Raw genomic sequence first — 20,131 nt, 5'->3', positions numbered from 1 at the left:
CGGATCGGTGCCTTTGCAAAGGAACAGTCACATGTCGAATGCCCTCTTCAGTATCGCCTTCGGTGTCGGCACCCAGAATCGCCAGGACGCCTGGCTGGAAGTCTTCTATGCACAGCCTCTGCTGAATCCCCCGGCAGCGCTGGTCGAGGCGGTCGCGCCACTGCTGGAGTACCAGGGTGGCAACCAGGCCATCGCCTTCGCTCCGGCCCAGGCCCGCGGTCTGGCCGAAGCCCTCAAGGGCATCGATGCCGTGCAGTCGGCGCTGCTGACCCGCCTGGCGGAAAGCAACAAGCCGCTGGTGGCCACCCTGCTGGCCGAAGACGCCGCACCCGCTTCTACCCCCGAGGCCTACCTGAAGCTGCATCTGCTGTCCCATCGCCTGGTCAAGCCCCATGGGCTGAACCTGACCGGCATCTTCGCCCTGCTGCCCAACGTGGCCTGGACCAACCAGGGCGCCGTGGACCTGGCCGAGCTGCCGGCCGAGCAGCTGGAAGCCCGTCTGCGCGGCAAGCTGCTGGAAGTCTTCTCGGTGGACAAATTCCCCAAGATGACCGACTACGTGGTGCCGGCCGGCGTGCGTATCGCCGATACCGCCCGCGTGCGCCTGGGTGCCTATGTGGGTGAAGGCACCACGGTGATGCACGAAGGCTTCGTCAACTTCAACGCCGGTACCGCCGGCCCGGGCATGATCGAAGGCCGCGTCTCCGCGGGCGTCTTCGTCGGCAAGGGCTCGGACCTGGGCGGCGGCTGCTCGACCATGGGCACCCTGTCGGGCGGAGGCAACATCATCATCAGCGTCGGCGAAGGCTGCCTGATCGGGGCCAACGCCGGCATTGGCATCCCGCTGGGCGATCGCTGCACCGTGGAATCCGGCCTCTATGTGACCGCGGGTACCAAGGTCGCCGTACTGGATGACCAGAACCAGCTGGTACGGGTGGTCAAGGCGCGCGAACTGGCCGGTCAGAGCGACCTGCTGCTGCGCCGCAATTCGGAAACCGGCGCGGTCGAGTGCAAGACCAACAAGACCGCCATCGAACTCAACGAAGCGCTGCACGCGCACAACTGAGTCCACAACCGGGCAGCCTGCCTCACGCGGGCTACCCCGGAGCTGTCGCCATGTCGCTACCCTCTCCCTGGAGAGCCGAGTTTCCGGCTTTCACCGCCTTCGCCGCCGACGGCATCACCTACCTCGACAGCGCCGCCACGGCGCAGAAGCCCCAGGTGGTGCTGGATGCCCTGCTGGCCAGCTACAGTCTGGGTGCAGCCAATGTGCACCGCGCCCAGCACTGGGCCGCCGAGCGGACCACCGCTGCCTACGAAGGCGCCCGTGGACGGATCGCCGCCTGGCTGGGCGCGGCCGCGCCGCACGAGGTGGTGCTGACCCGCGGCGCGACCGAAGCCCTCAATCTGCTGGCCTATGGGCTGGAAGACGCCTGCGCGGCGGGTGACGAGATTCTCATCAGCGCCCTTGAGCACCATGCCAATCTGCTGCCCTGGCAGCAGCTGGCCCGGCGTCGGGGCCTTGAACTCAGGGTCATCCCGCTGACCCCGAGCGGTCATCTGGACCTGGAAGCCGCCGAGCGGCTGCTGGGCCCACGAACGCGCGTGGTCGCGGTCAGCCAGCTGTCCAATGTGCTCGGCACCTGGCAGCCACTGGCGGAACTCGCGGCCCTGGTACGGGCGCGCTCGCCGGCCTGGCTGGTGGTGGACGGCGCCCAGGGCGCGGTCCATGGCCGTCATCGCCCGGGCGACTTCGACGCCGACTTCTATGTCTTTTCCGGGCACAAGCTCTATGCCCCCGAGGCCATTGGCGTGCTCTGGGGCAAGGCCGCTGGCCTGGCGCGGCTCAAGCCCTGGCAGTTCGGCGGCGAGATGGTGCAGCACACCACCTTCACCGACGCCCGCTTCCATGCCGCGCCCATGGGCTTCGAAGCCGGGACGCCGCCCATAGGCGCGGCCATCGCCCTGGGCGCCGCGGTCGACTGGCTACAGGGTCAGGACGAGACGCTGATCCGCGGTCACGAGCAGGCGCTCAGTCTGAAGCTCCTGGCCGGGCTGGCCGCCCGCGACGGCGTCCAGGTGCTGGGTGAACCCCAGATCGCCCTGGCCAGCTTCCAGGTCGCGGGCATCGATGTCGGCGACCTCTCTCACCTGCTGGGTGAACAGGGCATAGCGGTGCGCGCCGGTCAGCACTGCGCCATGCCGCTGTTCCAGACCCTGCAGACCCCCGGTGCGCTGCGGGTCTCCCTTGGCCTGTACAACGATGCCGAGGACCTGCAGCGCTTTTTCACTGCCCTCGACAACGCCCTGGAGCTGCTGCGATGAATCTGCTTCCCGATGCGGCGGAAGCCCGCCGCGCCTTCATCATCGCCAAGGGCTGGGAAGCGCGCTCGCGACTGCTGCTGCAGTGGGCCGAGCGCCTGCCGGCGGTGCTCGCGGAACGCGACGAGGATCTGGTGCAAGGCTGCGAGAGTCGGGTGCGCCTGACCCATGAAGCCCAGGGTGATCGTCATTTCTTTCGCGCCAGCAGCGAATCCCGGGTGCTCAAGGGACTGCTCGCCGTGGTGCTGGTGCGCGCCAATGGCCTGACCCGCGAAGAGCTGGGCCGCCTCGACATCCACGGCTGGCTGAGCGAACTCGGGCTGGAACGGCAGCTGTCGCAATCGCGCAGCAACGGCCTGAACGCCGTGCTCACGCGGATGCGCGAACTGGCGGCCTAGCCTTCGCTGGCCGCGGGATTGCGCCGCGCGCGGAAGAATTCGGTCAGTACCTGGCCACAGGCCTCGGCCAGTACCCCGCCGTCCACCAGGACCCGGTGATTGAGAAAGTCCTGCTCGAAGAAGCGCCCGCGACTCTGGGCCATGCCGGCGCGTGGCTCGCTGGCGCCATAGACCAGCCGCTGGATGCGACTGTGGACGATGAGGCCGGCGCACATGCTGCAGGGCTCAAGCGTCACATAGAGCGTCGCGCCGGGCAGCCGGTAATTGGCCAGACGCGTGGCGGCATCGCGGATGGCCTCCATCTCGGCATGGGCGCTGGGATCGTGAGCACCGATGGGCCGATTGAAACCGCGGCCGATGACCTCTCCGTCGAGCACCACCACGGCTCCGACCGGCACCTCGCCCTGCCCGGCGCCCTGCTCTGCCAGGACCAGGGCCTCGCGCATGAACAGGTCATCCCGGCTGCGATCGATGATGGGCAAGGGGCGGAAGCGGGCCATGACTGAACTCTGCGCAAAGCGCCATGATACCGCCGTCAGCCCGGGAGGCCAGCCATGGGATCCGACACCAAGAATGAATCCTTCGGCAAAAAATGATCGCAATAATGGTTATTGGATACAGCCGATGCGAAACTGGTGCGAGGTCTGGGAGCCGTGCGTGATCGGCATCACATTCACAGCCATTCGGTGCTAAAGCTTTAACAGGACCGCCTTGGTGCGGTCCTATTCAAGAGTTCATCTGAGACAGTCGCATGATTGCTGCACCTTCCGGTCAGTCGCTGCAAAGCTGCGAAAGCGAGCCGATCCGCATTCCAGGCGCCATCCAGGCACACGGTTACCTCATCGCCTTCGATGAGGCGGAGTGGCTGACCAAGCATGTCAGCCGCAATCTGCCCGAGTTGCTGGGCAAGCCGCAGGTCGAGCTGCTGGGTCGGCCACTGCAGCAGGTGCTGCCGCTCGAGCTGTTCGAGCAGGTGCGGCAGGCGTTGACCCTGGAGCATCTGGAAGAAGCCAATCCGCTGAGCTGGACACGTCCGGTCCGCGACATGGACGTGATCCTGCATCGCAGCCGCGGCCTGGTGTTTCTGGAATTCGAGCCGGACGACCATGGCGGTGTCGAGCCCGCCGGGCTGGCGCGCGCCCTGGCCCGCCTGCAGCAGGCTCGCACCCTGCCTGAGCTGTGCGAAGGTGCGGTGCGCGAGGTGCGTGCCCTCACCGGCTTTGATCGGGTGGTGGTCTATCGCTTCGATGACGGCGGCGATGGCCAGGTGGTGACCGAGGACCGGGTCGACGACATCGACAGCTATCTGGGCATGCACTTTCCGGCGGCCGATATTCCTGCCCAGGCCCGCGCGCTCTATCACGAGAACTGGATTCGCAACATCCCCGACGCTCAGTACGAGGCGGTCCCGCTGGTACCGGCCTTTCTGCATGGCACCGGGCGGGATCCGATCGACCTCACCCACGCCGTGCTGCGCAGCGTATCGCCCATCCATTGTCAGTACGTGCGCAACCAGGGCCTGCGTGCGTCCATGAGCGTATCGCTGATCAGCGACGACAAGCTCTGGGGACTGATCAGCTGTGGCCATCGCGAACCGCTCTATCTGCCCTTCCGTACCCGGATGGCCTGCCGCTCGGTCGGGGTGCTGGTGTCGCTGATGATTCGCGCGCTGGAAAACCGCCAGGTGCAACGCGAGATCGATGCGCGCGAGGCGCAACTGGCGGCGCTGATCCAGGGCATGTGCGACAGCCGTGGCGAGGTACTCAGTGGCCTCAGCGAAAGACCCACCGATCTCCTGGAGCTGGTGAATGCCGCCGGTGTCGCGGTGCTGGTGGAGGATGAGCTCAGCACCCTGGGCGAATGCCCGAGCGCGGAAGACATTCGCATCCTCGCCGCCTGGGTGACGGCCGAGATGGATGCCTCGGGCATCTATGCGACCCGCTGCCTGGCCGACGAACTGCCCGAGGCCCGTCGCTACAGCGATCGGGTCAGCGGCGTCCTGGCACTGGCGCTGCCCAAGCCGGTGCGCAATCTGGTGCTCTGGTTCCGCCCGGAGATCGTCACAACCGTGGTCTGGAGTGGTAATCCGGCCAAGCTTGAAGCCACGTCGCCCACGCCGGGACCGGGGCTCAACTATCCGCATCCGCGGCGTTCCTTCGATGCCTGGAAGGAACTGGTCCGCCTGCGCTCGGAGCGCTGGCGCCCGGCCGATCTGTTTGCCGCCAAGGACCTGCGCCGCTCGGCCATCGAGCTGGACCTGGCGCGCCAGGTCGAACGCGAACGCCAGGCGGTGCGCCTGCGCGACGAGATCGTCGCGGCGGTTTCCCATGACCTGCGCAGCCCCATCACCATCATCCTGATGAAGGTCGGGATGCTGCAGCGCCAACTGGAAAAGCTGGCGCTGGGCGATGACCGCCTGCCCAGTTCGCTGCAGGTGATAGAGACCGCGGCCAACCGCATGAACGCCCTGATCAGCGACCTGCTGGACCTGTCGAAGATCGAGTCGGATCGCCTGGCACTGAACCTCAACCCGGCGCGCCTGGCGGACGTCTGCGCGCAACCCATCCTGCTGTCGCGGCCACTGGCGGAGATCAAGAACATCAGTCTGGAATACGCCGCCGATCCGGATCTCCAGGTGCTGGTGGAAGCCGAGCGCATCTTCCAGGTGCTGATGAACCTGCTGGGCAATGCCATCAAGTTCACCGCGCCAGGTGGTCTGGTGCAACTCAGCATGCGCCAGATCGGCAACCTGGCCGAGATCAGCGTGACCGACAACGGCCGCGGCATGAATCAGGCGCAACAGGCACGGGTATTCGAGCGCTTCTGGCACGTGCAGGAAGACAATCCCACCGGTCACGGCCTGGGACTGTACATCGCCAAGGGCATCGTCGAGGCCCACGGCGGTGATTTGAGCGTCACCAGCGCCCTGGGTCAGGGCAGCACCTTCAGATTTACCCTGCCTATCGCACCCTAGCGCGCCAGGATCCGAGAAGAGAAAGCCCCGGTGGCCGACAGCGACGTTGAAACCACCGGGGGAGCGCTAAGCTCGCTGTAATGGACGTCAGCGAAACGCTGCGAATTCCCGCCTTTCGTCGGGTCGGAAGGGTCATTTTCTTCAATACCGCCAGGGGTCACCCTCGCTAGGTTCAGGTCTCCACAACTGTCGAGACCTTGCGATGACCCTGATCCTGTCCATGGCCGCCTTTGCCCTGGTGGCATCCCTTTCTCCTGGCCCGGTCAATCTGGTGGGCTTCAATACCGGCCTTGTCCATGGCTGGCGACCGGCCCTGTGGCATGTCGCCGGCGCCACCCTGGGCTTCGTCGTCCTGCTGCTGGCGGTCGGCCTCGGCCTGCACCAGATACTGGCCGCCTGGCCGGCGCTGCTCTGGATCCTGCGCGTGGCCGGCGCGCTCTTCCTGCTGTACCTGGCGTGGAAACTGGCACGGGCCGCGGGAGACCTGGGCAGTGGCGCGGTGGCCGCCTGCCCGGGCTTTCGCGACGGCGCCCTGCTGCAGTGGCTCAATCCCAAGGCCTGGCTCGCCGCCGCGGCCGGGGTGGCGCTGTTCGTCGCCGAAGATCGCGGGCGCCTGATGCTGTTCGCCGGTCTTTACCTGGTGATCTGCTTCGCCTCCCTGGCCTGCTGGGCCATGGCCGGCCAATGGCTGCGCGGCCATTCACCGTCGGCGGCCCGCCTGCGCCTGCTCAATCGCGCCCTCGCGGCGCTGCTGGTGCTGTGCGCCGCTTCGCTGCTATGGGAGGGCTGACGCGGCGCGGTACTGACCGGGGGTGGCCGCCACCAGGCGCTTGAAGGTGCGCTGCAGATGGGCCTGGTCAGCGAAGCCGGTGGCCAGGGCGACCTCGGCCAGGCCATCGCCCTGACGCAGGTGTTGCCGTGCCAGGCGAATGCGCCGGTCGATAAGGTAGGCATGGGGCGTCAGGCCATAGCGCCGGCGAAAGCTGCGAATCAACTGGGTGGGCGAGAGATCCGCCACCTGGCTGAGCTGGTCCAGGCTGACACCCTCGCTGCAGTGGGCATCGAGAAATTCGGCGGCGCGCCTCAGGCGGCGATCCTCGCGGGCCCGCGCTGCCGCGACCGGGGTACGCCCCAGGCGCGCCAGTACGGCCTCGAAATACAGCAGCGCCTGACTCTGGCGCTGCAGGGTAAAGCTATCCGGGTCGATCAGGCAGGCATGCAGGGCTTCCAGCCCGGCGTACAGCTAGGGGTCACGGGACAGCTGTACGCCCAGCGCTTGGAAGTCGTCGGCACCCGGGCGCTGCAGCTCGGCCAGCCAGCCGGCGTCCACGTGCAGCATGCGATAGCGCCAGGCGTCCTCGCCCTGCGGATTGCAGGCATGGACGTCACCGGGATTCATCAGCACCAGGGTGCCCGCCCCCACCAGTTCGCGGGTCGAGCCGTTGTGATAGCGACTGCGACCACCCAGCACGGTACCTATGGAGAAGGTTTCGTGGGAATGCGGGGCATAGCACAGCGCGCGGCCATCCTGGATCGAACGGGCTTCGAGGAAAGGCAGCGCGGGATCGCGCCAGAATTGGGGGACGGCACCGCTAGCGGTCATGTGGGAGGGATTCCGGGACGACGGACCGGATCAGTCTAGACGTCGTCCCGAGAGGGGGAAAGCCAGGCGTCAGCGGGTGGCGGCGTCTTCGGCTTCTTCCAGCAGGATGTCGGCGGTGATCAGGTAATCGGCATCCGGATGCAGCTCGGCGCCCAGCGCCAGTTGCTGCGCCGCAGCGGCCAGGGTCGGCGCACCCTGGAAAGTGGCGTTGAGCTCGGCCAGCAGGAGGCCCATGTCCTTGTGCATCAGCGCCGCCGGGAATTGCGGGGCGAAGTCGCCGTCGCGCAGCGCCGCCAGCTTGCGCTGGTGATGAGGCGAGAGCACCGCCAGGTCGCCGAACACCTCGAACAGCACCTCGGCATCCAGGCCGGCGCGGGTGGCATAGGCCAGCGCCTCGGCCAGGGCGGCGAGCCCGGCGCCCATCAGGCCGTTGATGGCCAGCTTGATGGCCGCGCCCTGCCCGGTCGGACCGACGTGGTGCACGGTCTTGCCCAGGACTTCGAGGATCGGCCGCGCCCGCTCCACCGCTTCGGGCTCGCCGGCGGCCAGGACCACCAGCTGCGCCTTTTCCGCTTCGGGTGTGCTACCGGACACCGGCGCCTCGACCACGGCGATACCGCGGGCCCGGCCGGCCGCTTCCAGACGCAGCGACAGCGCGGGTGAATTGGTGCTGGTGTTGATCAGCAGCCGACCGCTTTCCAGACGGGCGAGGACGCCGTCGGGGCCGAGCAGCACCTGTTCGAGAATGGCGTCGTTGGGCAGGGAGACGATCACTGCCTCGGCCTGGGGCAGCAGGGTCGCCAGGGATTCCATCGGCGTGCCATGGCGCTCGCCGTCCTGCTGGTGTTCGGCATAGGCGCTGACCGTATAACCGGCCTCGCGCAGGTTGGCGCCCATGCGCTGGGCCATGGCGCCGAAGCCGATGAAACCGATCGAAGGATGAGCGGACATGAGGGGAGCTCCCGGTAGAGGATGGTGGTATCTCGACTCTACCTCCAGGCCGGGGTTCCGCCACCAGAAGCTTAGTCAACGTCTCGCGAGCTAGAGCCAGACCAGGCGAGAAGATCTGAGGAAGCGCAGTTTGAGAGTGGTAAATGAGCCTTCTGCAGGGACCGCCTAGGCCGGGCTGGCGACCCAGGGTCTTTTCAACGCAGTTTGGCCGACGCGCAGCAGAGGTTGTCCCTAGATCCCGCTGAACCAGTTGTAGCCCTGGTCTTCCCAGTAGCCACCGGGATAGTCGTTGGTCACGAACAGTGCCTGGATGTGCTTGGGATTCTTGAAGCCGAGCTTGGTGGGTACCCGCAGCCGCAGCGGATAGCCGTAGTCCGGCGGCAGGGCCACCTCGCCGAAGTCCAGCGCCAGCACGGTCTGCGGATGCAGCGCCGAAGCCATGTCGATGCTGGAGTAATAGCGGTCGGCGCACTTGAAGCCGACGTACTTGGCGCTGGTGTCGGCGCCGATGCGTTCGAGGAAGGTGCGCAGCGGCACCCCGCCCCACTGGCCGATGGCGCTCCAGCCTTCGATGCAGATGAAGCGGGTGATGTCGGCGCGTTGCGGCAGGCGGCGCAGGTCTTCCAGGGTCCAGGCCTGCTTGTTGGCGACCAGGCCGGAGACCTCCAGGCGATAGTCGCTGAGGTCCACTTCCGGAACGTTGTATTCGGGGTAGAAGGCGTTAAAGGGAAAGGGATTGGTGATCTGGCTAGCGGCATAGGTCGGCGCCAGGCGCTCGCGGCCGAACAGCCAGGCCTGCACCCGGTCGTTGAAGCGCGACATCGACCAGAGCACCTTGTCGACGCTGTCGCCGTCCTGCAGGTTGCAGCCGCTGAGCATGGCCAGGGCGCCCACCGTCAAACCCTGCTTGAGCAGCAGGCGTCGTTGCAGATTTTCCACCTGCCGCTGTTGCGCCGGCTCCAGGCGCAGACGTTCACGCCGACTCATCGTTAACCTCCTCGTGCGCCCGACCGGTGATCATCGGCGGCAGGGTGCGGGGTACCAGGATGACCAGGGCCAGGTGCACGACGACGAAGGCGCCGATGCCGGCCATGGCGAAGAAGTGCACGTAGCGGGCGGCGTCGAAACCGCCGAGCAGAGCGGCCAATCCCTGCAGCTGCACGGGTTTCCAGATGGCCAGGCCCGAGAGCACTACCAGCACACCGAGCGCCAGCACGCCCAAGTAGAGCAGGCGTTGCACGGCGTTGTAGGTGCCCAGCCGATGACCCAGGCGCAGCCGTGCGGCGGCGACGAAATCGCGGCCGATGGCGCGTGGCGACAGCGGCAGGAAATCGCGCCGGAAGTGGCCGCTGAAAAGGCCATAGAGCAGATAGATCAGGCCATTCACCAGCAGCAGCCAAAAGACCGCCAGGTGCCAGGCGATGGCGCCGCCCAGCCAGCCGCCAAGGGTTGCCCAGGCGGGAAAGGTGAAGGGGAAAAGCGGCGAGGCGTTGTAGATCGCCCAGCCGCTCATGAACATGCAGGGCATCGCCAGGGCGTTGAGCCAATGGGTGAGGCGCACCGGCCAGCGGTGCACCAGACGCCGTCGCGAGGTGGTCATGACATTTCCCTCTTCACCGCGAGATGGAGGCGGTCGCCGTCAAACCAGGCGACCGCGTGGGGCTTACATGGGCGGGGTGAAACCGTCTTTACCGACAGCCACGCCCTTGGCGTGCTTGCCGTCTTCGGCGGGGAACAGCACCACCTTGGCGCCGGGCTTGAGCAGGCTGCGGTCGCCCTTCTCGACATAGGCGATGGGCACGTCTTCCGGCACCACCAGCTGCTTCTCGCCGCCCTTGTACTGCACGGTAAGGGTGCGGCCGTTGGCCTTCTTGAGTTCGCCCACGGTGCCGTTGGTCATGGTGCCGGTGCTGCCATCGGCGTTTTCCCAGCCGTAGTGGCCTTCGCCGGAGCCGCGCAGACTGGCCTCGAACACCGTCACTTCCAGCGCCTTGAGGGTGCCGTCCGGCTGCGGCGTGGCGGCCGAACCGATGAAGCTGTTGGCTTCGATGCGGTCCAGATTGGCCTTGGACACGGCGCGGTAGCTGGTCTTGTCATCCAGCATCAGGGTCTGGTGGGCACCGTTGCGGGTGGTGTAGGCCAGGGTGTCGCCCTGGACGCTGTCCACGGTGCCACGCATGGGCTTGACGGTGGGCATGGGCGCGGCCTGGGCCAACAGGGCGCTGCTGGCGAGCAGCAGGGCAAGGGAACCGCGGAGCAGAGTCTGGGTACGCATGAAACCTCCTGGGATAGGGAATCGCCCCGCCACAGTGCGACGCGTGGGGGGTCAGCAAGATGACCGGCGAATGACAAAAATGTCACCCAGCGAAGCGACCGGAGGCCCTACCATGACGTCATGCATATTCTCCTCATCGAAGACGACCAGAAGACCGGCGAGTACCTGAAAAAGGGCCTCGGCGAATCCGGCTACGCGGTCGACTGGACCCAGCACGGCGCCGACGGCCTGCACCTGGCGCTGGACGGCCGTTACGACCTGGTCATCCTCGATGTGATGCTGCCCGGCATCGACGGTTGGCAGATCATGGAAGTCCTGCGCAAGAAGCTCGACGTGCCAGTGCTCTTTCTCACCGCCCGCGACGGTCTGCAGGATCGCATCCGCGGCCTGGAGCTGGGCGCGGACGACTACCTGGTCAAACCCTTCTCCTTCGTCGAGCTGCTGCTGCGCATCCGCACCCTGCTGCGCCGTGGCGTGGTGCGCGAGCCCGAGCACTTCCACCTGGCCGACCTGCAGCTGGACCTCCTGCGGCGACGGGTGACCCGCGGTGACGACCTCATCGTGCTGACCAACAAGGAATTCGCCCTGCTGCACCTGCTGCTGCGCCGTGAAGGCGAGGTGCTGTCGCGCACCCTGATCGCCGCCGAGGTCTGGGACATGAATTTCGACAGCGACACCAATGTGGTGGACGTGGCCATCAAGCGGCTGCGCGCCAAGGTCGACAACCCCTACCCGGTCAAGCTGATCCATACCGTGCGCGGCATCGGCTACGTCTGCGAGGTGCGGCCTTGAGCGCGCGGTCACCCTCGCTGATCCTGCGCGCCACCCTGGGTTTCGCCCTGGTGGCGCTGCTCGCCGTGGGCGGCGCGGGGGCCTTTCTCTACCAAAGCCTGGAACGTACCGTGCTGGAGCGCGCCGACTACGCCCTGCTCGGCCGGCTCGCGCATTTTCGCAGCCTGCTCAGCGCCGACCTGTCGCTGGAAACCCTGGGCCGCAGTCCGCAGCTGTTCGCCAACATGCTGGGCAACGAGCAGGACGTCTTTCTCATCGGCACGCCGGGCGCCAAGCCGGTGATCGCCTCCAATCCGCTGCAGATCGCCCTCCCCGACCTGGCCGTGGTGCCACAGACACGACGACCGACACGGGCCGATCTGCGCGAAGGCCAGCTGGCCGACGGGACCCGCTGGCGCGCGGCGCGGGTCGCGGTCAACACCCCCGAAGGCCCGGTGGAACTGACCGCCGCCCATGTGCTGCGCAACGAGGACACCACCCTGGCCGATTTCCGGCTGGGGCTGCTCGGCGCCGTGACCCTGGCCTTCCTCGCCACCGCCGGGCTCGGCTATCTGCTGCTGCGGCGCGGCCTGGCGCCGCTGCGGCGCATCGCCCGCCATGCCGGCGGCATCACCCCGACCCGACTGGCCGCGCCCCTGGAGCTGGCCGATGCTCCGCGTGAACTGCAGCCGCTGGTGGAAAACTACAATGCCATGCTGGCGCGGCTGGCCGACGGCTATGGCCGGCTGGTGCAGTTTTCCGCCGACCTCGCCCACGAGATCCGCACCCCGATCAATGCCCTCATGGGCCATACCGAGGTCGCCCTGCGTCAGGTGCGCAGCAGCGAGGACTACCAGACGCTGCTGGCATCCAACCTGGAAGAGCTGGAGCGCATTTCGCGGCTGGTGGAGAGCATCCTCTTCCTCGCCCGCGCCGACGACGCCCAGGCGGTGCTGACCCCGCAGCCGCTGCAACTGGACGAAGAACTGGCGCGCATCGCCGACTATTTCGAAGGCCCGGCCGACGAGCGCGGCCTGCGCCTGGTGGTGGCCGGTGGCGGCCAGGTGGTCGCCGATCCGCTGATGCTGCGCCGCGCCCTGAGCAACCTGGTGGCCAACGCCATCCGCTACGCCGAACCGGATGGCGAGATCCGCCTGCAGGCGGAGGGCGAGCGTATTCGCGTCAGCAACACCGGCCCCGCCCTGGCGCCGGCGCATCTGCAACGGCTGTTCGACCGCTTCTATCGCGCCGATCCCTCCCGCCATCAACCCCATGATTCCAACGGCCTGGGCCTGGCCATCGTCGCGGCGATCATGCGTCTGCATGGCGGTCGTGCCGAGGTCGAGCAGAATGAACGGGGCATCCATTTCAGCCTGGTCTTCCCGACCCCGGCAGCCTGAACCGCGACCTATCGCTCAAACCACGCAACCGCCCGTCACCAAAGGACTTTTTCCGCTTGCCCAGGCGGGCTATGGGCTGCATCGACCCGCCCACTACTGTACATTCATCTACCTTAGGCAATAAGCAAGGGTGGTAGGCGATGAGCGTGGATGTCGAACTGGTGCTGGCCGGCAAGATCGGCTTCGCGGCGCACCAGAACGCGGTGCCCGTGCTGCGCGAATTGCGCCTCACCCACAGTGGCCAGGAAGCCCTCGCCGACCTCAGTCTGACGGTCACGGCCGAGCCGGCCTTCGTGGTCCCGCGCACCTGGCACCTGGAGCGCCTCGATCCCCAGGGCACCCTCTACCTCGATGATCGCGACCTCGAATTCGACGCCGCGCTGCTTGGCAGCCTGCAGGAGAGCCTGGTCGCCCAGCTGACCTTCACGGTGCGCCAGGGCGAGACGATCCTGCAGACGCGGCGCTATCCGGTCGAGTTGCTGGCACGCAACCAATGGGGTGGCGTGGACAGCATGCCGGAACTGGCGGCGGCCTTCGTCATGCCCAATGATCCGGCGGTGGATCGCCTGCTGGGCGCAGCCGCCGAGGTCTTGCGTCGCGCCGGCAAGTCCACGGCGCTGGACGGGTACGAGAGCGGCTCGCGGCGGCGCGTCTGGGAACTGGGCTCGGCGCTCTGGTCGGCGCTGTGCGGTCTGCAGCTGACCTATGCGGTGCCGCCCGCCAGCTTCGAGCGCCAGGGCCAGAAGATCCGCACGCCGGGCAGCATCCTCGACGGTGGCCTGGCCACCTGCCTGGATCTCGCACTGCTCGCGTGCGCGGCGCTGGAACAGGCCGGCCTCAATCCACTGCTGGTCATCACCCGCGGCCATGCCTTCGCCGGGGTCTGGCTGCAACCCCAGGAATTCGCCCAGCTGCTCACCGACGACGCCGAGCCGGTGCGCAAGCGGGTGGCGCTCAAGGACCTGCTGGTCTTCGAGACCACCCAGGCCACCGCTTCGCCGCCGCCGTCCTTCAGTCAGGCCATGCAACTGGCCGAGCGGCAGCTGGACGACGAGACCTTCGTACTGGCCCTGGACGTCCGCCGTGCCCGCCTGCAACGCATCCGCCCGCTGGCGGTGCCCGGCCAGCCGGCCAGCAACGCGGACGGTCTGCTGCTGCCGGGCGAGACCCTGGAAGAGGCCCCGCCGCTGCCGGCCTTCGACGTGGACGTCGAGGCGGCGCCGACCACCCCGGTCGGGCGCCTGGCGCTGTGGCAGCGCAAGCTGCTCGACCTCACCACCCGCAATCGCCTGCTGCACGTGCCGGACAACGCCCGCAGCGTGCCCCTGCTCTGCCCCGAGCCGGCCGCGCTGGAAGATCGCCTGGCCGAGGGCCGGGCGCTGCGCCTGGTGCCGCTGCCGGACCTGGCGGTGAGCGGCCGCGACGCCGTGCTGCACGAGGCCCGCGAACACGAGAATCTCGACGACGAATACGCCCGCGGCGCCCTGGCCCGCGGCGAGGTGGTCGCCCCCCTGGATGCGACCAAGCTGGACGCGGCGCTGGTGGAACTCTATCGCCGCGCCCGCAGCGATCTCGACGAGGGCGGCGCCAACACCCTCTACCTGGCGCTGGGCTTCCTGCGCTGGAAAAAGGCCGCCGACGATCCCAAGCACTACCGCGCGCCGCTGATCCTGCTGCCGGTGCGCCTGGAACGGCAGAGCGCCGCCAGCGGCATTACCCTGCACCTGTTCGAGGACGAGCCGCGCTTCAACCTGACCCTGCTGGAGCTCCTGCGCCACGACTTCGACCTGGACATCCCCGGGCTCGACGGCCCGCTGCCCGGCGATGGCAACGGCATCGACGTGGACGGCATCTGGACCAGGATGCGGCGTGCGGTGCGCGACCTGCCCGGCTTCGAGGTCAGCAGCGAATTGCTGCTGGGCCAGTTCTCCTTCGCCAAGTACCTGATGTGGAAGGACCTCACCGAACGCAGCGACCAGCTGCTGGAAAGCCCACTGGTGCGCCACCTGCTGGAACGTACCGCGGAATCCGGCGCCTACCTGGGCGGCGGCAGCTTTCCTCGCGAGCGCGAGCTTGATCGCCAGGTGACCCCGGCCGAACTCTTCACCCCGCTGCCGGCGGATTCCTCGCAGCTGGCGGCGGTACTGGCCTCGGCCGGTGGCCAGGATTTCGTGCTCGACGGCCCGCCCGGCACCGGCAAGTCCCAGACCATCGCCAATATGATCGCCCACAATCTGGCGCTCGGTCGGCGGGTGCTGTTCGTCGCCGAGAAGCGCGCGGCGCTGGACGTGGTATATCGCCGCCTGGAGGCCCAGGGGCTTGGCGAGTTCTGCCTGGAACTGCATTCGAGCAAGGCCTCCAAGGCCGAGGTGCTCAAGCAGCTGGAGCGCGCCTGGGATACCCGCGACGGCCTCGACGAAGAGGAATGGCTGGTCGAGGCCGCCGAGGTGGAACGCCTGCGCGATCGTCTCAATGCCGTGGTCGAGCGCCTGCACCGACGCTGGCCCAACGGCCTGACCCTGCAACAGAGCATCGGTCGGGTACTGCGCGACGCCGCCCCCGATACCCCGCGCCTCGCCTGGTCCCAGGCCGACGCCCACGACGCCGAGGGCCTGGCCGAGTTGCGCAACGCCGTGCGGCGCCTGGCCCTGCACGCCGAGACCGGCCGCAGCCTGGCGGCGGATTTCGCGCTCTTGCCGGCCCATCCCTGGTCCAACGCCTGGCAGGATGCCCTGGTCAGCGCCGCCGAACGGCTACGCGACACCCAACAGGCACTGCAGCAGGCGCGGCAACGCCTGCGTGATGTCCTCGGTCTGCCACTGGCGGACCAGGTGGCGCCCCGTCGCCTGCTGGACTTCGCCGAGTTGCTGCAGAACGCCGCTGGCCAGGACCTGGCCTTCGCCTTCGGGCCTGGCGCTGCCGAGCGTCAGCGCCAGCTGGGGCGCGCCCTGGAGTTGCTGCGCGACTACCAGATACTGGAGCGCGAGCTGTCGGTGCCCTATGCCGCCGAAGCCTGTCGCCGTGTCGCCCTGACCCAGCTGGAAACCACGTGGGACGCCGCCGGGCAGCGCTTCTGGATCTTCGCCAGCCGCGCCCAGCGACAGGTCACCCAGGATCTCGCCCGCCAGGGCGAAACCCAGGGTCAGCCCGATGTGGCTGCCGATCTGCCGCGGCTGCGGCGTCAGCGCACCCTGCTCACCGAACTGGACGAGTTGACGCCCACCCTGGCCGGCATCAGTGGCTGGCAGGGTGTCACCAGCGATCTCGACGCCCTGCTCGCGCGCCGCGTCCTGGCGGAAAGACTGAGCGCGGCGCTGCCGACCCTGGCGGAAACGCCCGAGCAGCTGCTGGCCCTGCGCCAGGCGGCAGCGCGCCGGTTGCAGCATCCCGAGGATCAGCCGGTGGACACCACCCTGGCCCCGGCCAGCGGTGCCTTCGCCGAGGCCCTCGACGCGGCCGAAGCCGCCCGCCAGGCATTCGCCACTCAGGCGGGATTGGCCGGTGACACCGCCGCCGCCGAGCTGGTGCGTACCGCTGCCGCGCTGCTGCGTCAGCCGGGTCGGCTCAAGGCCTGGTGCGACTGGCAGCGCGTCCGCGAAGAAGCCGACGCCCTCGGCCTGGCAACTCTGATCGCGCGTGCCACGGCCGCCCCGGTCGAGGACCTGGCAGCCCTGTTCGAGACCGCCTATGCCCGCTGGTTCGCCGCCACCGCGCTGGACGCCGAGCCGCTGCTGCGCGATTTCGTCCCGGCCGAGCACGAGAGCGATATCCAGGCCTATCGCCGGCTGGACGATCGCCTGCAGACCCTGGCCGTGCGCCATATCCGCGCCCTGCTCTGCCACGGCCTGCCAGCGAAGAACGACGCGGCGCGTCAGGGTGGCGGCTTCGCCGTGCTCAAGCACGAACTGCAGAAGCAGCGCCGACACAAGCCGCTGCGCCAGCTGGCCCTGGAAATGGGCGACGCCCTGGCGCGACTGGCGCCCTGCATGCTGATGAGTCCGCTGTCCATCGCCCAGTACCTGCCGCCCGATGGCGGTCTGTTCGACCTGGTGATCTTCGACGAAGCCTCGCAGATCGCGCCCTGGGACGCGGTGGGCGCCATCGCCCGCGGCGTGCAGGTGGTGATCGCCGGCGACCCCCGGCAGATGCCGCCAACGCGCTTCTTCGACCGCGCCGCCGGCGAGGACGACACCGCCGAGGACCTGGAAAGCATCCTCGACGAATGCCTGGGCGCCGGCATCTACAGCCACAGCCTCAACTGGCACTACCGCAGTCGCCATGAAAGCCTGATCGCCTTTTCCAACCACCACTACTACGACGGCAAGCTCATCACCTTCCCCGCCCCGGAGATCCGTCCGAGCGCGGTGGAATGGCGGCGGGTCGATGGCGTCTACGCCAAGGGCAAGGGCCGCCACAATGCCATCGAGGCCCAGGCCATGGTCGCCGAAGCGGTCAAGCGCCTGCTCGATCCGGCCTTTGCCGGCCTCAGCCTGGGTATCATCACCCTCAACAGCGAACAGCAGCGGCTGGTCACCGACCTGCTCGACCGCGCGCGCCAGCAGCACCCGGAGATCGAGGCGCACTTCGCCGAAGACCTGGCCGAGCCGGTGGTGGTGAAGAACCTGGAAACGGTCCAGGGCGACGAGCGCGACCTGATCATGCTCGGCATCGGCTTCGGTCCCACCGAGCCCGGCGCCAATACGATGTCGATGAATTTCGGTCCGCTGAACAAGGACGGTGGCTGGCGGCGCCTCAACGTCGCCGTGACCCGGGCGCGGCGGGAAATGCTGGTGTTCTCCTCCTTCGATCCGGGGCTGATCGACCTCAATCGCACCAATGCCCGCGCCGTGCGCGATCTCAAGCTGTTCCTGGAATTCGCCCAGCGCGGCCCCCAGGCCCTGGCGGCGGCGGTAAAGGGCTCCCTGGGTGGCCATGACTCGCCGTTCGAGGAAGCCGTGGCCCAGGCGCTGCAGGCCAAGGGCTGGCAGGTGGTGCCGCAGATCGGCGTGTCGCGTTTCCGCATCGACCTGGGCATCGTCCATCCCGACCGCCCGGGCGACTACCTGGTCGGTATCGAATGCGACGGCGCCACCTACCACAGCGCCGCCACCGCCCGTGACCGCGACAAGACCCGCAGCGCCATCCTCCAGGGCCTCGGCTGGACCCTCCTGCGCGTCTGGTCCACCGAATGGTGGATCGACCGCCCCGGGGCGACCGAACGATTGCATGGGGAGATCGAGAAGCTGCTGGAGGCGTCGCGGACGAAGGGTTGAGGGTGAGGTCTGTTGGGCTTCGCTGCGCTCAACCCAACCTACCAGGCCCACACCCGTAGGTTGGGTTGAGGCGGCCTTATCGCCGAAGCCCAACGATCCGCGCTCGACCCTGGCGCCGTTGGTGGGGGCAACCCTCACCCCAGCCCTCTCCCGGAGGGAGAGGGGGCGATTGGGTCCGGCGCAGGTGGTGGCTTGCCCCCTGGTATCACGCTGCCAGGGCGTCCGTAGCGTGGAAAACCGCGCCGCGTTTTCCACTGATCAACGCACCTGAACGTGGATAAGGCTGCGCCGTTATCGACTCTACGCGACTACCCCCTCTCCCCTTAAGAGAGGGCTGGGGTAAGGGTATTCCCGGACATGCCGATAGCCAAAGGACTGTTGGGCTTCGCTGCGCTCAACCAACCTACGAGATACCTGCTCACACCGAACTAACCCCCCTCTCCCCTTGGGAGAGGGCTGGAGTGAGGGTATCCCGGACATGCCGATGGCCAATGGACTGTTGGGCTTCGCTGCGCTCAACCCAACCTACCAGGCACCTGCTCACACCGAACTACCCCCTCTCCCCTTGGGAGAGGGCTGGGGTGAGGGCATTCCCGGGCATGCCGATGGCCAATGGACTGTTCGGCTTCGCGACGCTCAACCCAACCTAAAAGGCCCAACCTACGGAGCGCGATCAATTACAGGATATTCAGCGGGTACTCGGTGATCAGCCGGGTCTCGGCCACGGTGCCGCCGGTGCTCTGGCTGCCGGAATGCCAGGCCTGGCGCAGGCGGAAGCTCAAGTCCTTGGCCGGGCCGTTCTGCAGCACGTACTTGGCCTCCAGATCGGTCTCGTGTTCCTTGTCGCCGTCGCCATAGAGGCCGGCATAGGCCGAATCGGCGGCCACGTGGCTGCCGTCGATGCCGCTGCCGCGGGTATGCCGCACCATCAGGCTCAGGCCCGGCACGCCGTAGCTTTCCATGTCCAGGTCATAGCGGGCCTGCCAGCTGCGCTCGCCCGGACCGTTGAAGTCGGAGAACTGCATCGAGTTGCCGAGCAGGATGGAGTCACCGAAGGACCCCGGCACCGGCGCGCCGAAGACCGCGTAGTCGAAAGGCTGGTCGCCATGGATACGCTGGTGGATCAGGGTGAAGGTGTGGCCGCCGGTCTGGAAGGCGGCGGCCAGCGAGCCGGCGGTGTTGGCGATGCTGCCGGCCTTGGCGCTGCCGGCGTCCAGGGTGCGATAGAGGTTGGCGTCGAAGGTCAGGCTCTGCTCGGCCGCCAGCGGTACAACATAGTTGAGGTTGCCGTAGTACTGGTCCCAGACGTCTTCGAAGTGCCCGGCGTAGAGCGAGGCGCTGAGGTGATCGCTGAACTTGTAGACGCCCCCGGCATAGCTGGCCGAGGCCGCCTCGACACCCGCGTAGCCGGCGAAGATGCCACCGTCCGAGCCAGTGGTGCGCGGCGCCGTGGCGGCGGTGAAGTGACCACCTTCGAGCATCAGATGATCGACTTCCTGACTCACCAGGCTCCAGCCACGGGCGGTCTGGGGAAACAGCCAGTTGCCGCCCGCCGCCAGCACCGGCGCTGTGGGTTGCTGGTCACCGTACTTGAGCACGGTGTTGGAGACGCGCAGCTTGACCGCCGCCCCGCCCTTGCTGAATTCGCTGCGCTGGCTGCCGTCGCCGTCCACCGGCATGTTCGGGGTATTGGCGTGGCCATCACCGCCATCCAGCTTGAGGCCCAGGTAGCCATAGGCATCCACGCCCACGCCCACGGTGCCCTGGGTGAAGCCCGAGGTGTAATTGAGCAGGAAGGCCTGGGTCCAGCTGCGCGGATCGCGACTGTTGCGCGCGGCGGCGCCATGACCGTCGCCTTCGTTCTGGCGCAGGTAGTAGTAGTTGCGCAGCAGCAGGGTCAGGTCACCGTCTTCGACGAAGCCCTTGGCATCGGACTGCTGACTGGCCAGGGCGGCGCCGCTGAGGAGCAGGCCGGGCACGCCGAGCAGCCAGGTACGCCGACGGGCAAGGGGGGAAAACAGCGATAGCTTCATGGGCGGTTCACTCGGGGATCTCGGTGGGAATCGTTAGGTCGCGAACGAGTTTGCCAGCTAGCGCCGGCGCATACCACTTCGCTGACCGTGGTCATCGTCCGGTCACCTTCCTGTGCTGCGCTGACGGTTCG

At 67.7% G+C, this 20,131-nt stretch carries 14 protein-coding genes and 1 pseudogene; 8 read left to right on the top strand and 7 right to left on the bottom strand.

Going from position 1 to position 20,131, the window contains the following annotated elements; genetic code table 11:
- Positions 1–31: 31 nt before the first annotated feature.
- Genes dapD through OMP44_RS01005 form a run of 3 tightly spaced genes read left to right on the top strand, consistent with a single transcriptional unit; the run spans position 32 to position 2,720 of the window.
- Positions 32–1,066 carry a 2,3,4,5-tetrahydropyridine-2,6-dicarboxylate N-succinyltransferase gene (dapD, locus tag OMP44_RS01015; RefSeq protein ID WP_158892591.1) on the top strand — a complete coding sequence of 345 codons (1,035 nt, stop codon included), beginning with the start codon at positions 32–34 and terminating at the stop codon, positions 1,064–1,066.
- 50 nt (positions 1,067–1,116) lie between these two features.
- Positions 1,117–2,325 (top strand): aminotransferase class V-fold PLP-dependent enzyme, encoded by a 1,209-nt coding sequence (locus OMP44_RS01010; protein ID WP_133862668.1) that lies wholly within the window; start codon positions 1,117–1,119, stop codon positions 2,323–2,325.
- Positions 2,322–2,720, top strand: coding sequence for a SufE family protein (locus tag OMP44_RS01005; RefSeq protein WP_187980032.1), 399 nt, complete (start codon positions 2,322–2,324; stop codon positions 2,718–2,720). Before OMP44_RS01010 ends, OMP44_RS01005 begins: the two co-directional genes overlap by 4 nt.
- Here OMP44_RS01005 and tadA read toward each other — a convergent pair.
- Entirely contained in the window at positions 2,717–3,220 is a 504-nt protein-coding gene (gene tadA / locus OMP44_RS01000) for a tRNA adenosine(34) deaminase TadA (protein WP_187980033.1), read from the bottom strand. The two genes, OMP44_RS01005 and tadA, sit on opposite strands and share 4 nt — an antisense overlap.
- A gap of 251 nt (positions 3,221–3,471) precedes the next feature.
- Between tadA and OMP44_RS00995 the strand changes: the two genes are divergently transcribed.
- Both OMP44_RS00995 and OMP44_RS00990 read left to right on the top strand, forming a co-directional pair.
- A complete protein-coding gene (locus OMP44_RS00995; RefSeq protein ID WP_280305996.1) occupies positions 3,472–5,694 on the top strand; it encodes an ATP-binding protein in 2,223 nt (740 codons plus the stop codon).
- A 202-nt stretch (positions 5,695–5,896) separates the two neighbouring features.
- Positions 5,897–6,484 (top strand): LysE family translocator, encoded by a 588-nt coding sequence (locus OMP44_RS00990; RefSeq protein WP_280305994.1) that lies wholly within the window; start codon positions 5,897–5,899, stop codon positions 6,482–6,484.
- Here the strand turns inward: OMP44_RS00990 and OMP44_RS00985 are convergent.
- The 5 genes and pseudogenes from OMP44_RS00985 to OMP44_RS00965 form a co-directional block, all read right to left on the bottom strand.
- Positions 6,470–7,297 (bottom strand): annotated as a pseudogene (locus OMP44_RS00985) (AraC family transcriptional regulator). The gene OMP44_RS00990 and the pseudogene OMP44_RS00985 sit on opposite strands and share 15 nt — an antisense overlap.
- Before the next feature lie 69 nt (positions 7,298–7,366).
- Positions 7,367–8,248, bottom strand: a complete 882-nt coding sequence (locus tag OMP44_RS00980; RefSeq protein ID WP_280305992.1) for an NAD(P)-dependent oxidoreductase — start codon at positions 8,246–8,248, stop codon at positions 7,367–7,369.
- Positions 8,249–8,479: 231 nt separating this feature from the next.
- Positions 8,480–9,235, bottom strand: a complete 756-nt coding sequence (locus tag OMP44_RS00975) for a molybdopterin-dependent oxidoreductase (protein ID WP_280305989.1) — start codon at positions 9,233–9,235, stop codon at positions 8,480–8,482.
- The gene (locus OMP44_RS00970) at positions 9,222–9,848 is read right to left on the bottom strand and encodes a cytochrome b/b6 domain-containing protein (protein ID WP_280305988.1); all 627 of its coding nucleotides are present in this window, start codon (positions 9,846–9,848) and stop codon (positions 9,222–9,224) included. Before OMP44_RS00970 ends, OMP44_RS00975 begins: the two co-directional genes overlap by 14 nt.
- A gap of 63 nt (positions 9,849–9,911) precedes the next feature.
- Positions 9,912–10,523 (bottom strand): hypothetical protein, encoded by a 612-nt coding sequence (locus OMP44_RS00965; protein ID WP_187980040.1) that lies wholly within the window; start codon positions 10,521–10,523, stop codon positions 9,912–9,914.
- 120 nt (positions 10,524–10,643) lie between these two features.
- On the opposite strand from OMP44_RS00965, the gene OMP44_RS00960 reads away from it, so the two are divergent.
- The 3 genes from OMP44_RS00960 to proA all read left to right on the top strand — a co-directional run bounded on the left by OMP44_RS00960 (position 10,644) and on the right by proA (position 17,967).
- Positions 10,644–11,315 (top strand): heavy metal response regulator transcription factor, encoded by a 672-nt coding sequence (locus OMP44_RS00960; protein WP_093254533.1) that lies wholly within the window; start codon positions 10,644–10,646, stop codon positions 11,313–11,315.
- A complete protein-coding gene (locus OMP44_RS00955) occupies positions 11,312–12,694 on the top strand; it encodes a heavy metal sensor histidine kinase (protein ID WP_280305982.1) in 1,383 nt (460 codons plus the stop codon). Before OMP44_RS00960 ends, OMP44_RS00955 begins: the two co-directional genes overlap by 4 nt.
- 140 nt (positions 12,695–12,834) lie before the next feature.
- The gene (gene proA, locus OMP44_RS00950) at positions 12,835–17,967 is read left to right on the top strand and encodes an anti-phage protein ProA (protein WP_280305981.1); all 5,133 of its coding nucleotides are present in this window, start codon (positions 12,835–12,837) and stop codon (positions 17,965–17,967) included.
- A 677-nt stretch (positions 17,968–18,644) separates the two neighbouring features.
- Here the strand turns inward: proA and OMP44_RS00945 are convergent.
- Complete coding sequence (locus tag OMP44_RS00945; RefSeq protein WP_280305980.1) at positions 18,645–20,000, bottom strand: OprD family porin; 1,356 nt, start codon at positions 19,998–20,000, stop codon at positions 18,645–18,647.
- Positions 20,001–20,131: the final 131 nt, after the last annotated feature.

This window comes from Pseudomonas flavocrustae (assembly GCF_029872515.1).
Taxonomy (GTDB): Bacteria; Pseudomonadota; Gammaproteobacteria; order Pseudomonadales; family Pseudomonadaceae; genus Chryseomonas; species Chryseomonas aestiva.
The sequence above is the reverse complement of the archived record's forward strand: the minus strand, read 5'-3'. Positions and strand labels throughout refer to the sequence as shown.

Excerpts from the sequence above, each read along its gene's own strand:
- OMP44_RS00975 (WP_280305989.1), bottom strand. The coding sequence starts at position 9,235 with ATGAGTCGGCGTGAACGTCTGCGCCTGGAGCCGGCGCAACAGCGGCAG.
- OMP44_RS00960 (WP_093254533.1), top strand. The coding sequence starts at position 10,644 with ATGCATATTCTCCTCATCGAAGACGACCAGAAGACCGGCGAGTACCTG.
- OMP44_RS01005 (WP_187980032.1), top strand. The coding sequence starts at position 2,322 with ATGAATCTGCTTCCCGATGCGGCGGAAGCCCGCCGCGCCTTCATCATC.
- OMP44_RS00995 (WP_280305996.1), top strand. The coding sequence starts at position 3,472 with ATGATTGCTGCACCTTCCGGTCAGTCGCTGCAAAGCTGCGAAAGCGAG.
- OMP44_RS01010 (WP_133862668.1), top strand. The coding sequence starts at position 1,117 with ATGTCGCTACCCTCTCCCTGGAGAGCCGAGTTTCCGGCTTTCACCGCC.
- proA (WP_280305981.1), top strand. The coding sequence starts at position 12,835 with ATGAGCGTGGATGTCGAACTGGTGCTGGCCGGCAAGATCGGCTTCGCG.
- OMP44_RS00945 (WP_280305980.1), bottom strand. The coding sequence starts at position 20,000 with ATGAAGCTATCGCTGTTTTCCCCCCTTGCCCGTCGGCGTACCTGGCTG.
- OMP44_RS00965 (WP_187980040.1), bottom strand. The coding sequence starts at position 10,523 with ATGCGTACCCAGACTCTGCTCCGCGGTTCCCTTGCCCTGCTGCTCGCC.
- tadA (WP_187980033.1), bottom strand. The coding sequence starts at position 3,220 with ATGGCCCGCTTCCGCCCCTTGCCCATCATCGATCGCAGCCGGGATGAC.
- dapD (WP_158892591.1), top strand. The coding sequence starts at position 32 with ATGTCGAATGCCCTCTTCAGTATCGCCTTCGGTGTCGGCACCCAGAAT.
- OMP44_RS00970 (WP_280305988.1), bottom strand. The coding sequence starts at position 9,848 with ATGACCACCTCGCGACGGCGTCTGGTGCACCGCTGGCCGGTGCGCCTC.
- OMP44_RS00990 (WP_280305994.1), top strand. The coding sequence starts at position 5,897 with ATGACCCTGATCCTGTCCATGGCCGCCTTTGCCCTGGTGGCATCCCTT.
- OMP44_RS00980 (WP_280305992.1), bottom strand. The coding sequence starts at position 8,248 with ATGTCCGCTCATCCTTCGATCGGTTTCATCGGCTTCGGCGCCATGGCC.